The 13244-nt window shown below is 65.5% G+C and carries 11 protein-coding genes; 2 read left to right on the top strand and 9 right to left on the bottom strand.

Annotated elements, in window-relative coordinates; translation table 11 throughout:
* Positions 1–6: 6 nt before the first annotated feature.
* From VN706_12070 to VN706_12055, 4 genes are read right to left on the bottom strand one after another with little or no spacing between them, the layout of a single operon-like run.
* A complete protein-coding gene (locus tag VN706_12070; GenBank protein HXT16362.1) occupies positions 7–339 on the bottom strand; it encodes an MmcQ/YjbR family DNA-binding protein in 333 nt (110 codons plus the stop codon).
* Positions 340–377: 38 nt separating this feature from the next.
* Positions 378–1322, bottom strand: coding sequence for a hypothetical protein (locus VN706_12065; protein HXT16361.1), 945 nt, complete (start codon positions 1320–1322; stop codon positions 378–380).
* Positions 1319–1900: a sigma-70 family RNA polymerase sigma factor gene (locus tag VN706_12060; GenBank protein HXT16360.1), complete on the bottom strand. Its 582-nt coding sequence runs from the start codon at positions 1898–1900 to the stop codon at positions 1319–1321. The genes VN706_12065 and VN706_12060 overlap by 4 nt, the downstream gene beginning before the upstream one ends.
* A gap of 16 nt (positions 1901–1916) precedes the next feature.
* Complete coding sequence (locus VN706_12055) at positions 1917–2417, bottom strand: hypothetical protein (GenBank protein HXT16359.1); 501 nt, start codon at positions 2415–2417, stop codon at positions 1917–1919.
* Between the two features lie 182 nt (positions 2418–2599).
* Between VN706_12055 and tsaA the strand changes: the two genes are divergently transcribed.
* Positions 2600–3040 carry a tRNA (N6-threonylcarbamoyladenosine(37)-N6)-methyltransferase TrmO gene (tsaA, locus tag VN706_12050; GenBank protein ID HXT16358.1) on the top strand — a complete coding sequence of 147 codons (441 nt, stop codon included), beginning with the start codon at positions 2600–2602 and terminating at the stop codon, positions 3038–3040.
* Between the two features lie 17 nt (positions 3041–3057).
* Here the strand turns inward: tsaA and VN706_12045 are convergent, their stop codons facing one another.
* The 5 genes from VN706_12045 to VN706_12025 all read right to left on the bottom strand — a co-directional run bounded on the left by VN706_12045 (position 3058) and on the right by VN706_12025 (position 10669).
* A complete protein-coding gene (locus VN706_12045; GenBank protein HXT16357.1) occupies positions 3058–5103 on the bottom strand; it encodes a TonB-dependent receptor in 2046 nt (681 codons plus the stop codon).
* Positions 5100–7457 carry a multicopper oxidase domain-containing protein gene (locus VN706_12040; GenBank protein HXT16356.1) on the bottom strand — a complete coding sequence of 786 codons (2358 nt, stop codon included), beginning with the start codon at positions 7455–7457 and terminating at the stop codon, positions 5100–5102. Before VN706_12040 ends, VN706_12045 begins: the two co-directional genes overlap by 4 nt.
* Positions 7454–7741 carry a hypothetical protein gene (locus VN706_12035; protein ID HXT16355.1) on the bottom strand — a complete coding sequence of 96 codons (288 nt, stop codon included), beginning with the start codon at positions 7739–7741 and terminating at the stop codon, positions 7454–7456. Before VN706_12035 ends, VN706_12040 begins: the two co-directional genes overlap by 4 nt.
* Before the next feature lie 152 nt (positions 7742–7893).
* The gene (locus VN706_12030) at positions 7894–8577 is read right to left on the bottom strand and encodes a hypothetical protein (GenBank protein ID HXT16354.1); all 684 of its coding nucleotides are present in this window, start codon (positions 8575–8577) and stop codon (positions 7894–7896) included.
* A gap of 46 nt (positions 8578–8623) precedes the next feature.
* The gene (locus VN706_12025) at positions 8624–10669 is read right to left on the bottom strand and encodes a M13 family metallopeptidase (GenBank protein HXT16353.1); all 2046 of its coding nucleotides are present in this window, start codon (positions 10667–10669) and stop codon (positions 8624–8626) included.
* Between the two features lie 165 nt (positions 10670–10834).
* On the opposite strand from VN706_12025, the gene VN706_12020 reads away from it, so the two are divergent.
* The gene (locus VN706_12020) at positions 10835–13243 is read left to right on the top strand and encodes an ADOP family duplicated permease (protein HXT16352.1); all 2409 of its coding nucleotides are present in this window, start codon (positions 10835–10837) and stop codon (positions 13241–13243) included.
* Position 13244 lies beyond the last annotated feature (1 nt).

Genomic DNA, 13244 nt, shown 5'->3' with positions numbered 1-13244 from the left:
CAGATGTCAGCGGCGTTTTTTCGCGGGGCGCTTCCCTGCTCGTGATTTCGCCGACACGGTCATGAACTCGTGTCCCGACTCGAGGAGCTCACGGAGCGCCTTGTCCGGCATCGCGGGGACGCGCGCGAGCACCGACGGATAGTCCTTGTAATGCGGCGTCACATAATAGACCGACGGCTCGGCGCCGATACGATATTCTCGTTCAAGAATACTCATCCGAACGCCGAGCGAGCCGGCTTCGACCTCTTTCTTTTTTGGAAACCAGGCGAAGGTTTTGCCGCCGACCTTGAAGGCGGGGAAACCAAACGTCGTGCCTTCCTCGACATCGGGGAGTTTCATGGCAATCGCGCGGACTCGGACCAGCGGATCAGATTTCGTCATTTCGGTATGGTATCGCGTGGGCTCACGCCTTGCCGGCGCAGCTGCGCCGATAGACGCTGCAGATCCAGCTGGCGTTCCGCAAGCTCCACGCGCGCCTTGAGCACCTCGATATCCTCTGCGGAACCCAACGCGTGCCGCCGCTCGAGCAAGTCCAGCCGCTGCTTTGCCAGCTCATACGACTGCTGGGCGGCCGTCGCCTCGAACTTGAGCTGTGCCTCGGCCAGACGCCTCGCGAGTTGATCGGCCGGTGTTCCCTTCGCGAGAAACTCCCGCCGCAGCGTGTAGCGTTCCGCCAGCGTGTTGAAGTCGGCCTGCGCGCGCGCCAGCTGCGCGGCGGCTTCGAGGCCGGTGATCTCGGCCGCGGCGCCCAGACGTACGCGACGATCGGCTTCGTCCTTCGCTTCCTCGGCCGCGGCCAATCGATCGTGCGCCGCACTCAGGTCGAGCTGAAGCCGGTTGCCGACGAAGTCCTTCCCGCCGACGAGCGGCGCACTGAGATCATCACGCACCGCCTGTGACGAGGCCGTGATCTCGTCGATGTTGTCTTGCGCGCGCACGAGCGCCGCCAACGCCGCGCGGCGATCCGCCTGCACGTCGAGCAGCGACGAGTGCATCAGCCCGCCCGAGTTGAACTGCTTCAATGCGTCGTCCGCGCGTTGATTCGCGAGATCGAATTTCACCTTCGCGACCTGCGCGTCGGCCCGCGCCGACGCGAGCAGCGAGTCGCGCCGTGCGCTGTCGCGGATCTGGCCTGAAGCGATTCCGGCCGTGGTGCCGAGCGTGATGGAAATCAGCACGACCGCGGCGGCGCGCCACCACCCGGGCGCGCGATATCGCCGCTCGCTCCGCACGAAGGTTTCGCTTCGATATGCCGCGAGCACCTCGCGCTCGAGACTCGCGCGAAACTCGGGACTCGGGGAATGCATGTCGTCGATCGTCATCGTTTCTCTCCTTCTCGTTCGGTCGCGAGATCGGCTTCGACTTCGCGGCGCAGATTCTGTCGCGCGCGGCGCAGACGCCCCTCTACCGCCCGCTCGGTCAATCCCGCGGCGGCGGCGATGTCGCCCACCGGTTGTTTCTCGAAGTGAAATGCGTGCAGCAGTCGACTTTGCGGCATCGGCAGACGCGCGAGCGCACGGTGCAGCATCGATTGACGATTCTCTGAATCATCGATCATCGTGTCGTCGGCATCGACGGCAGGTTCGGCCGCCGCGTCGAGATGGTCGGTGTACGGCCGCCGGCGATGATTGCTCAACAGCCGAGCGGCGACGGTCGTGAGCCAGCCGAGCGGGCGGTCGGGCACCCCGTCCACACTCCATGCACGCACTGCGCGAAGCCACGTGTCCTGCGCTACGTCCTCGGCGAGGTCGCGATTGCCGTCGCAGCGACGCGAGACGAACCCATAGAGGTCGTCAATGGTCTCGCGGTAGATCCGACGGATGTCGTCCTCGGTCGCGGCACGCGGCATCTCGAGCTCCGTGTCTTCGATAGTATGACACACGGCGTCTGAAAAACCCACGCGGCCGATCCTCGGATCAATCCAGGCCCACGGCGTCCCGCGGCGCCTCGTCGACCTCGACGCCCGCGCGAGCGCGCTTCCGGCGCTCCCACCACGCCGCGAGCGTCTGCGTTTCGCGCGCAAAGCCGGCGCCGCCCATTCCGGCGACGGCGATCATCATGAGCGCCTCGACCCAGCCCTTGACCGGGCCGTGGGCGATGCGCGAACTGATTTCGATGGGCGTCATCGCCAGCACACCCGCGATCGCCCCCCAGCGCGCGATACGGCCGGGCCAGATGTCGAGAAACCGCTTGCCGCGCTCGGCAACCAGCGTGATGGTCGCGAAGAGCGCGCCGACGAACGCGGTGCCGCCGCTTGTGAATTTCAGCGTGTCGATCGTGTCGCCGATCGTCCATGTACTGGGCAGGCCGTTGCTTCCACTCCATATCAAGAACATCATCACGAGCATGATGACATTCATGGAAACGGCCCAGCACGCGGCGACAGCGACGACGAAACTAATTCGGCGGGCGAGCATTGTTTCGCTCCTGCGTGCGACAAGGTCGGTGGGCGTGCGCTATATCTTGGGGAACAACGACCAGATCTGACAAGATCTGACAAGATCTCACCACGTCCGTAAACCGATCTTGTCGGACCTGGTCAGATCTTGTCGTTTTGCGAGCCGTTGTTCAGCACCAGTCCCCGAGCGAAACTGAATCCATGCAGACATTCACCATCACCCCGATTGGCGTCGTCCACAGTCCATTCACAGAGACGAAGCAGATTCCGAAGGGCCCGGGAGCCAGACACGATGAGGAAGGTGTCCTCGAGCTTCGCGCGGACCTCGAGCCCGGTCTCGCCGACATCGAAGGGTTTTCACACCTCTTCGTGCTGTGGATCTTTCATCGCGCCGGAGATTATGACCTCACCGCCTACCCGCCGTCCGACGACAAGCCGCACGGCGTCTTCGCCACGCGATCGCCGCGGCGACCCAATCCCATCGGGCTGACGGTGGTCGAATTACTCGGGCGCGAGGGGACGAAGCTCCGTGTGCGCGGCGTCGACATGCTCGACGGAACGCCGATCGCGGACATCAAGCCATATTTGTCGAGCGTGCCGGCCGAAAAGCTCAAGCGTGGATGGTTGGAAGGGCGCGACTGATCGCGTTTGAAGGCGCGCTATCGGAACTTCATCTCGAATCGAACGATGCGCCCGGGCTGGGGCAGACCGCACTGGTCGTAGACGGCCTCCGCGCCGACGTTGTCCGCGGCCACCGCGGTTTCGAATCCCGAGAACCATCCGCTGCCTCGAGACGCAAGTCTCCAACGGCGCGATAGCTCGACGCTCGTGCGCGCCGTTGCGGACAGGTGGTCGTAGCCCGCGGCGCTGGCGGCGTCGACGCAATACTGCGCGCCGACCATGCGCGTCGATGCGATGAGCGCCGTCCCGAACGCAATCGGCGCCGTCACGCTCGCGCCGCCCGCGAACTTGGGCTGGTACTCGGCGCGAAAGTCTGTTGCCGTCGTGGGATTGCGGCCGCCGACATTCTGCGCCGTCAAGTCCGCGGTAAAGCTCGCGCGACCGATAGGCAGCGCACCGAGCAGCTCGAGTCCCGTCGCCGTCGTGCGATCGCGGTTGATGCGCTGCACCTTCTTCTGCGGCGTGGTACTCTGGACGATTTCGTCCTTTATCAAATTGTGAAACGCCACGGCCTGAAGTTGCGCGTGAGCGAACGACACGGTCGTTCCCGCTTCGCCGGCGACCATCATTTCGGGACGCAGGTTCGGATTCGGCTGTACCTGTCCGCCCAACGAGTACAACTCTCTGAGCGACGGAAAGCGCACGCGGCGATTGACACCGACGTGCAGCAGCATGCGATCGCCCGCGCGGCCCGCGAGCCCGAGACGACCGCCCCACGTGCGCATCTCTCCAACGGCCGGCTTTCCAGCGGTGTCCGGCGTGTCGGCGGCATCGATCGCGGCACCCGCGCTCGCGCGCAGCGCCGAGAGTCCAAGGGCGTCGGGCAGGAGCCAGCCGAAATCCGTCGCACCACTCCAGAGCCGCTGGCCGTAGTCCGACGTTGCGCCCGGCGCGAGCGCCTCGTGCCGGCGCACGCTGCCGTAGGTGATCGCCGCGTGAAGGTCGCCGTTGCTGGCGACGGTCTGATCGGCGACGACGCGTGCGGTGACATTGTGATCGTCGTCGGCCTCGCGCGTTTTCACCACGTCGTAGGTGCGTGTCGTGAAGCCGAGCAGCTCCGTGCGTCCGCCGTCGTAGCCCACGTTCGCCTGCAGCGCGGCCTGGCCGCCGAGGAGAGAGCTCACATCGCCTGTGCCGAGCGACAGCACGGAGAACGCGCGTCGCTCGGCGGGATATGCCGCGAGCATCGGCGTTTTCGAATTCAACTCGGCCGGTACGCCGCGGCGCATCGAGTAGCCCGACGACGACAGCGACATCCACCGCCCTCCGTCGGACTCGTACCGGAGCGCGGCGAAGCCGTCGCCCTGCTCGTGATATGAGTTGAGGCGCAAGTCACCATCGCCGAACGGTGCAGGCTCGTGCACGCTCGGCGGCAACGGAAATCCAAGACTGCGATTGTACCCGCCGCCCGCGCGGACGAGCAGCTCGCCCGCGCCGACTCGCTGCGGCACGCTCACTGACGACGCCACACCGTACGCGCCCGTCTGATCGATTCCCGACTCGAACCGCGCGGACGGCTTCGCCGCGGCGTCGAGCGGGACGCGCGCGAGCCCAAGGTTGATGACGCCGCCAAGGACGTTGGGCCCATAGAGCAGCGAGGGGAGTCCGCGCACGACCGTGAGCGTTTGAATTCCCGCCACCGGCAGCAGCGACAGATCCGCGCGGTGATCGAAGTTGAGACTCACCGGTACGCCGTCGACGAGCACCGCGACCTCGCGCGCACTGAAGCTCGAACCGCGCAGCGCGAAGTACGCTTCGCCGCGCGGGTTCGTGCGTATCTGCATGAACGGCACGTCGCGAAGGGCGCGATCAAGATTCGACGCCGCGGGCAACGGCAGCGAGTCGAGACGAATGTCGAGCGCGCTGCCGCCGTCGCTCGTGGCGATGGGCCGCACGCCCTCAGTCACGACGACCGGCAAGCGGTACGTCGTGTCACGAGACTGCGCAGGTTTGGGCGACTGCGCCTGTGCTCCGGTCGCGATGACGACGGCGACCGGAAGCAGAATGCGACGGAGAAACATCATCGATGCCGGTACGGTGTCGTGCTCGGAACGACTTCGATGAGCTGCATCATTCCTCGATCTTCGTGAATGAGAATGTGGCAGTGCAACACGTACATGCCGGTGAAGTCGACGAAGCGCGAGCGCATCTTGAACCAGCCGGGAATGAATTCGACACAGGTCGTCGTGCCGTTCTGTGTGGTGCATTCAGTGAACGGCCGCAGCTGTGCCGGACAGTCCTCGAGCTTGGTGCAGCTCAGTGTGACCTGCCGCCCCGTTGGAATCGCGAACGTGTCCCACCACACCCACGGCGCCTTCGGCTGGCGTGTTGCGCACGGCTTGAACGTCGTCGTATCCGCGGGATTCACATAGCACGGACTCGACGGATTCAGCGCTTCCGGCGCGTTCGGCTCGAACATCTCGATGATCTGGAACGGATTGATGTGGATGTGGAACGGGTGCGACTTGTCGTTCGCCTGGTTCTTCACGACCCATTCTTCCGCCGTGTTCAGGAGCATGGCCTGATCGACGGTCGTGTCCTGGAACATCTTTCCGTTGATGGTGCTGTTGCCCGGGCCGAATACGAGCTCGCGATGGTTCTTGATCTCGCCCGGCGTGATGTCCGTCAGGAAGGGCGGGAACGTCGGGAACTGCGCGTCCGGAATGAACGTCTGCGCCGGCACGATCGCGTTGCCGGTCACGTTCACGGTCAGGAGCACGCTCGGCCGATCCGGCGGCGCCGGTGCGCCGGGCTGCACGAATAGCGCGCTGTTGCGCACGATGCACACCGTGTACGTCCCGGGCTGGCTCGGCGCGCTGACGAGGAAATCGGCGCGGTTCGCCGGCGCGAGATTCACCTTCGCGTTGGCTGTCCCAACCTGCTGATAGTTCGCGAGGCTGAACTGCACGCCGTCCTGCGCGATCTGACGCCACTGCACCGGATTCGTCGCGGGCGCGTTCACGCTGTCGCACAGTCGTCTGTTCTGCGCCGGCGGACCCTGCGTGTACATGAACTCGACCGCATCGCGGAAGGCGCCGTTGATCGTGCGCCATAGCTGCACTTCACCGGGCCGCATGGTGACGACGGGATCGAGCCGACCGTTGACCGAGATCTGCGGGCGTGCCGCGCCGGGCCCGCGCGTGCTCGGCGTCGTGAGCGGGAACGGCGCCGTCGACAGCTGCTGGAGCATCAATACGCGCTCGACGAGGTTGGGATAGTAGCGATGCAAATCCACGTCGTACTGCCCTTCGATGATGAACGCGCCCGTCATGCCATTCGCCACGTTCAGCGCCGTCGATCCGTGTTTGTGCGCATGATACCAGTGCGTTCCGGGCGCCTGGCCCATGCGCATGGTCGCCGGATTGTAGTTCGGCAGCGGGAAGCAATACGGGTTGGCGCCGAGCTGATATTGCGGCCACAAGCCGCGCGCGATTTCCATGGAGTCGACGGGCCACAGCCGCATACTCGCCGGCAATGCACCGTTCTTTCCCTGGTAGGGCGCGGTCTTATCGTAAGTTTGAATGAGATTCTTCTGAAGTGTCCGCCAGGCGACCGGCATTTGTGCCCAGTTGGTCGGCGGCCCCTTGGCTTCGCATGTCGAATAGAACCCGGCCAGCATCGCGTCGACCTGTGTCTCACTTGGGGAAAACACCCCGCTCTTGCTGCGCAGCGACGGACGAATGAACAGAAGAACGTTGTCGCCCGTGGTCGACGGCGTGGTGTGCGTGCCGTGGAAATGGATGTTCGTGGTGCTCGAGCCGTGCAGGCAGTTCGGCATCGAGTCGGGGCCCGAGGAACCGCCGTAGATCATGCGACTCTGCGAGCGCGACGTGCTGGTGCTGTACTGATCGCACGCCGACATGTCGCCCATGTCCGCGTGGTCGAGCGAGCCCGCGAAGTTGTTGACGTTGATCTGGTTGAAGAACGTGATCTCGACGAGATCGCCGACCTGGGCGCGGAACGTGGGACCGGGAATGGGCTCGGGGCCCGTCGGCCACGGCGTCCGGTGCGCGGGATCGTATCCCATGAAGTAGCGCAGATTCTGCGTCGCGCAGCGGTTGTCGCCGGTCGATCCCCACATCGTGCGCACGCCGTCCACGAGCTTGAGCGTGGCGCGCAGATGCTTGTCGACACTCTTGATCTCGGGGATGGTGATCAGCGGGAGCTGCTCCGCCGGACACGCCACTGGTTGCGGATTCTGGGCGTGAACGACTCCGCTCGGCACCGCCGTGAATACCACGAACAGCATGAACGACATGAACGACATCAACGACGTGAGAAGCGCGGCGCGGCCGAAGCCGCCGCGCCTTGGATCGCGCACCGTCATACGCCCTCCGGGATTGTGCTGGATGTTGGTGATGGCGAGCACGGGGCTCACACGACGTTGATCGTTCCCGCCGGCCCGTTCGGGTCGAGTGAATCCACGTAGACCACGGTGCCGTTGACGCCAGGAACGAACGTCGACGAGGGCGAGTTCGGCGCGATCTGCGTCTGCATGAAATACGTGGGATTGTCCTTGACGCCCGGCCAGTGCGGCTTGTCGTCGTTGTTCGTCCAGATGATCTGGTCGCCCGTCGCGACGTTGTTCAGCGGGTTCGGGTCGTAGGTATAGCCGATACCGCCGGGTGTTTTGTTGATGCTGATCCGCCAGACGAATGGCATCAGAGAGGTCCTCGCGTCGATGCGCCAAGGGTACTGCGGGAGGTGGGGACGCACCGGCGGCGGCGCGACGCGCAGAGTATAGCGCATTCGTGCCGACAAGCCACTCAAATTTTTGGTGATGGATGTTTATGAGAAAGCGCTAATCTTTGCGGTCACGGCGTATCGCCGAAGTTGACACCCACACGAACGCCGGCGGCGTAGCGCGAATAGCGGGTCAGGTCCGATCGTGCGCCGTTGTAGGCCGCATGCGGGGCGATCGTGACGCGGCCGGCGAAGACCACGCCGAGTGCGAGGTCGAGCCGGCCATAGGTGATGTCTGAAGCGGCATCGCCCGTTTGGCGTGGCGCGGTTACCACCCATACGGCAATCGAAGGCACGAGCGCGAAGCCAGACTCGCCGCCCGAATGAATCGCCTGGCCGATGCCGGCGCCGATCATGAGCATGGTCTGGCTGGCGTTGGCGGACGCGTTGCCGAACCCGGGGGTGACCACGTCCTGCGACGTGAACGTGTAGGCAAGGCGCGCCATCGGGCAAACTCGCAGTGCGCCTGTCGCGCCCACGCCGAGCTCATATCCCCCGCTTCCAGCAACGGTGCGCGTGCTCGGCGCCGAGAGGTCGTCGACGTCCCGCCAGGAAAACGCGCCCTCGAGGAATGCAGAGGGGCCGGCGCCCGCCGCAAAGGATAGAGTCTTCGTATTGCGTGCGTCGGCGCGATCGATCCCCGCGCCGGCCCGCAGTGCACCGGCGCCGAATGATGCCGCGCCGGTGCAGACCTGCGCTCTGGCCGTCACGCCAGTGAGCAGTGCGATCAGCACACTCCAGAATGCTCGCTTCATAGCACGGGTATACCGGAGTAATACCGTGGTCATACCACCGCCCAGCTCACCAGATCTTCACGCGGTCCGCCGGCGCGCGATACATCTTGTCGCCCGGCTTCACGTTGAATGCTTTCATGAACGCATCGTTGTTCGTGAGCGGCACGAACGCGCGCGCCATGCCCGGCGAATGCGGATTGGTGAGCAGCTGGTTGCGCAGCGCCGCGTCGCGGAACTTCGTGCGCCAGATCTGCGCGAACCCGATGAAGAACCGCTGGTCGCCCGTGAGGCCGCCGATCACCGGCGCTTCCTTGCCGTGCAGCGAGATCCGATACGCGCGATACGCCTGCATCAACCCGCTGTTATCGCCGATGTTCTCGCCCATCGTCAAACCGGGGTTGATGTGCAAATCATCAATCGGATTGATCGCCGCATACTCGGCGCCGAGCTTCTGCGTGCGCTCCTTGAACGCGGCCGCGTCCGACGGCGACCACCAGTCGCGCAGGTTGCCCAGACCGTCGGACTTCGAGCCCTGGTCGTCGAAGCCGTGACCGATCTCGTGCCCGATCACCGCGCCGATCGCGCCATAGTTCACCGCATCGTCGGCGTTCATGTCGAAGAACGGCGGCTGCAGAATGGCGGCCGGGAAGACGATCTCGTTGTTCGAGGCGTTGTAATACGCGTTGACCGTCTGCGGCGTCATGCCCCAGCGCGTCCGATCGACCGGCTTGCCCAGCTGGCTCGCCATGTCTTCATACCGGAATTCGGCGTTCCGCACCTCGTTGCCGAGGAGGTCGTCGCGCGTGATGGCGAGCTTTGAGTAATCTTTAAACTTGTTCGGATAGCCGATCTTGACCGTGAAGTGCGCCAGCTTGTCCTGCGCGGCCTTCTTGGTCTCGGGGCTCATCCACGGCACCGAATCGATGCCGACCTTGTACGCCGCCAGGATGTTCTTCACGAGCGCATCCATCCGCGCCTTCGCCTCGGGCGGGAAGTACTTCTGGACGTAGAGCTCACCGGCCGCTTCGCCGAGCGCGCCTTCGACCGTCGCGACGCCGCGCTTCCAGCGCGGAGAGATCTGCTGCGCGCCGCTGAGCGTCGAATCGCGGAACGCGAAGCGGGCGTTCACGAACGCGGCCGGCAGGTCGTTCGCGTACTCGTCGAGCAGCTTGAACGTGAGATACTCGCGCCACGTCGAGACCGGCGTGCTCGAGATAATGGAATTCATCGCCTTCACGTAGTCCGGCTGCGCGACGATGACGTCCTTTGCGGCCCCGAGATCGGCGGCGTTCAAGTACGCATGCCAGTCATATGAAGGCGTGGCGGCGGCGAGATCCGCCACCGACATCTTGTTGTACGTGAGGTTGCGATCGCGGCTCTTCGCGCGCTCCCACTGCGGCGTCGCGATCTGCGTCTCGAGCGCCACGATGCGCTGCGCGGCGCCGGAAGGATCGGGCTGGTTCGCCAGCGTCAGCAGCCGCGTGATGTACGCGACGTACGCGTTGCGCGTCGCGCTGATCGCCGCATCCTTGCGCAGATAGTAGTCGCGGTCGGGAAGCCCGAGCCCGGACTGGGAGATCGCGACGATGTTGACCGTCGAGATCTTGGGATCCTGCCGCACGCCAACGCCGAACGGATTCGCGATGCCCAGCTTGGCGAAGTGCGCGAACGTCGCGGGAAGCTGCGCGTTCGACGTGAGCGCCGTGATCTTCGCGAGCTCCGGCTTGAGCGGCGTGAGGCCGAGCCGTTCGACGCGCGCCGAGTCGAGGTAGCTGGCATACAGATCGCCGACCTTGCGCTTGGGGCTGCCCGCGGGCGCATTGGCCTTCGCGGCGTCCTCGAGAATGCCGTGGAGCGCGTTGCGGCTCTTCTCGGTCAGCTCGTTGAACGCGCCCCAGGACGATGCATCGGCCGGAATGGCCGTCTTGGCGAGCCAGGTGCCGTTCACGAAGCGGAAGAAATCGTCTTGCGGGCGAACGGAGCGGTCGAAGTTCGCGGTGTCGATGCCGAGAGCGCGGGTGGTTCCCTGCTGCTTCTGGGCGGAGGCGATGGCGGGAAGCGCCAAAAGGGCGACGGCCGCCAAAGCCTTGGGGGTCTTGGAGGTAGGAGTCATGTCCCTGCGAGGGTTTGTGGGTACGCAGAATCTACACGCGAACGCACCCAACGATTCGGTGAGCTCGCTTCCCCGGTCCGGAGCGCCTACCCAACCCTGCGCGACCGGCGCGTGTCTATGCAGGATCGGTCCGCGTCGATCGCCAACTCATAAACCCGGCTCCCCATGCTCCGCTCCTGGACCCAAGCCGCGCGACGTCTCGCCCGTCGCCCCTGGTTCACGCTGTCGGCTGTTCTCATCCTCGGCGCCGGTATCGCCGCCACGACCGGCGTATTCTCCGTCGTCGACACCGCGGTGCTTCGGCCGCTGCCCTATCCCAATCCCGACCGGTTGGTCATGGTGCTCGAGGCCAACACGGCCAAGAGCGACGCCGCCGGACTGCTCGCCCCGGTGCGATTAGAGGATTGGAATCGCCTGAACCGCAGCTTCAGCGCGATCTCCGGGAGCTATAACGAGAACATGACGGAGACGAGCGGTGATTTGCCGGAGCGGTTGCCGGCACTGCGCGTCGCGCCGCGCTTCTTCAGCGTGTACGCGACGCACGCCGCCGTCGGGCGAACGCCGACCTCGGAGGAAGAAGCGTTCGGCGGCCCGTCGGCCGTCGTCATCAGCGACGGATTCTGGGCGCGGCGCTTTCAACGACGCGCTGACGTCACGAGCCAGCATCTCATGCTCGGCGGCCAGCGCTATGCCATCGTCGGCGTGATGCCGGCGACTTTCGCCGTCGGAGGCGCCGGAGTCGACCTGTGGATTCCGGCGCAGTTCGCGCCCGGCATGCTCGCGGCACGCGATGCACGCTTCCTCACCGGCATCGGCCGGATGAAGCCCGGTGTGACGCTGGCCGCCGCGCAACGAGATCTCTCGCGCGTGCAAGCGGAGCTCGGCCAGGCATTTCCAAGAACGGACAAGGACTGGTCGGCGCAGCTGACGGATCTCAAAGGCGCGCGCACGGCGCAGGTGCGCCAGCCGCTGCTCTTCATTCTCGGTTCCGTCGGAATGCTGCTGCTGATCGCGCTCGCCAACACCGCGGGCCTCATGCTCACGCATCTGCAGCGGCGCGAAACAGAATTGGCGATTCGTGGCTTGCTCGGCGCAACGCGCCTCCAGGTGGTCGCGGCGGTCGTTCAGGAAATACTCATCATCGCCGCGGCGGCCGTCGTGTTGGCAAGCGTCACCGACGTGGTGCTGCTCAGAATGGCGAGAGCATCGCTGGCGTCGCTGCCGCGCGCGTCCGAGCTTGCGATCGACTGGCGCGCGCTCATCGTGGCGTCGCTGTGTGGGATGTGCGCGGCGGTGGTGTGCGGTGCGCTGCCCGCGTGGCGCGCGACTCGGCGCGGTATCGCCGCCACCGTCACGCGCATTGGGCGAGGGACGTCCTCCGACAGCCGGTCGCAGCGCGCGCTCGTGGGCGGGCAGATCGCCGTCGCGACGGTTCTCCTCTGCAGCACCGCGCTCATGCTTCGCAGCTATCACAACCTGACGCACGAAGATCCCGGCTTCGACGCCGGACGCAGCGTGACGTTTCACGTCGGCGCGGGCTGGGGTGAGGATCGCGCCGCGGTCGCGCGCATGCAGCTCGAGCTCCTGAATGCGTTTCGCAACATCCCCGGGGTGACGAACGCGGGATTCGCGAACTTTCTGCCGGCGTCCAACGCGACGATTCGCTATCAGGTCGATCTTGGCGCCGGCGCTGCGTCAGATCGAGCGAATGGCCGCGACCATCTCACCGTCGGTGAGCGAAGCATCACCGACGGGTATCTCCCGGCGTTGGGCGCGCACATGGCCGCCGGCACTACGTGTCCCAATCTCGCGGTCGTACAGGCGAACGCGCCCAAGGTGCTCGTGAATCGGCGATTCGTGCAAGAGTATGCTGGAGGGCGGAACGTCGTCGGGCAGCTCATGCACTGGACGACGGACCGTCCGACGATGCCGGCAAGCGAGATCGTCGGCGTGGTCGACGACGTTCGAGAGGACAATCTCCGCACGCCCGCCGTGCCGTATGTGTATTCTTGCATAGTCGCCGGCGGCTGGCCCGATCCGGAGTACGTCGTGCGCACGAACGGGAACCCGCGGGCGCTTCTCGCGGCCATTCGGGGCGCGGTGCACGATGTCGCTCCCGCGCGCGCCGTGTTCGGTCTCATGACGCTCCAGGACGATCTCGACGACACGCTGGATCAGACGCGGCTTCAGACGACGGTGATCGCGGCCTTTGGTCTCGCCGCTGTCGCCTTGGCGGTAATCGGGTTGTATGGCCTCGTCGCACTCGCCGTCGCCACGCGCCGCCGCGAGATCGGCATTCGCATCGCACTCGGCGCGTCACCGCGGCGAGTAGTGGGCGAAGTCGCCGCGCACGTCGGCTGGCTGCTCGCGGGCGGCGCGGTCGTGGGACTCTTGCTGACCGTGGCGGCGCAGCGCGAGCTCCGGACATTGGTATTCGGCGTCGCGGCGCTCGACCCGGTGACGCTGGCCACCGCGGTGATCGTGCTCAGTGCCGCGGCGGCGGTGGCGACCGTGATTCCCGCGCTGCGCGCCGCGAAAATCGACCCGGCGTCAGCGATGCGCGATAGCGGGTGAT

The organism is Gemmatimonadaceae bacterium, from assembly GCA_035606695.1.
Classification (GTDB): domain Bacteria; phylum Gemmatimonadota; class Gemmatimonadetes; order Gemmatimonadales; family Gemmatimonadaceae; genus JAQBQB01.
Note: the sequence above shows the minus strand (reverse complement) of the source record. Positions and strands in the feature narration are given on the sequence as shown.

What these genes read in the sequence shown, in the direction of transcription:
- VN706_12030 (HXT16354.1), bottom strand. Translation starts at nt 8,577, where the DNA reads ATGAAGCGAGCATTCTGGAGTGTGCTGATCGCACTGCTCACTGGCGTG.
- VN706_12070 (HXT16362.1), bottom strand. Translation starts at nt 339, where the DNA reads ATGAAACTCCCCGATGTCGAGGAAGGCACGACGTTTGGTTTCCCCGCC.
- VN706_12045 (HXT16357.1), bottom strand. Translation starts at nt 5,103, where the DNA reads ATGATGTTTCTCCGTCGCATTCTGCTTCCGGTCGCCGTCGTCATCGCG.
- VN706_12055 (HXT16359.1), bottom strand. Translation starts at nt 2,417, where the DNA reads ATGCTCGCCCGCCGAATTAGTTTCGTCGTCGCTGTCGCCGCGTGCTGG.
- VN706_12065 (HXT16361.1), bottom strand. Translation starts at nt 1,322, where the DNA reads ATGACGATCGACGACATGCATTCCCCGAGTCCCGAGTTTCGCGCGAGT.
- VN706_12025 (HXT16353.1), bottom strand. Translation starts at nt 10,669, where the DNA reads ATGACTCCTACCTCCAAGACCCCCAAGGCTTTGGCGGCCGTCGCCCTT.
- VN706_12020 (HXT16352.1), top strand. Translation starts at nt 10,835, where the DNA reads ATGCTCCGCTCCTGGACCCAAGCCGCGCGACGTCTCGCCCGTCGCCCC.
- tsaA (HXT16358.1), top strand. Translation starts at nt 2,600, where the DNA reads ATGCAGACATTCACCATCACCCCGATTGGCGTCGTCCACAGTCCATTC.
- VN706_12035 (HXT16355.1), bottom strand. Translation starts at nt 7,741, where the DNA reads ATGCCATTCGTCTGGCGGATCAGCATCAACAAAACACCCGGCGGTATC.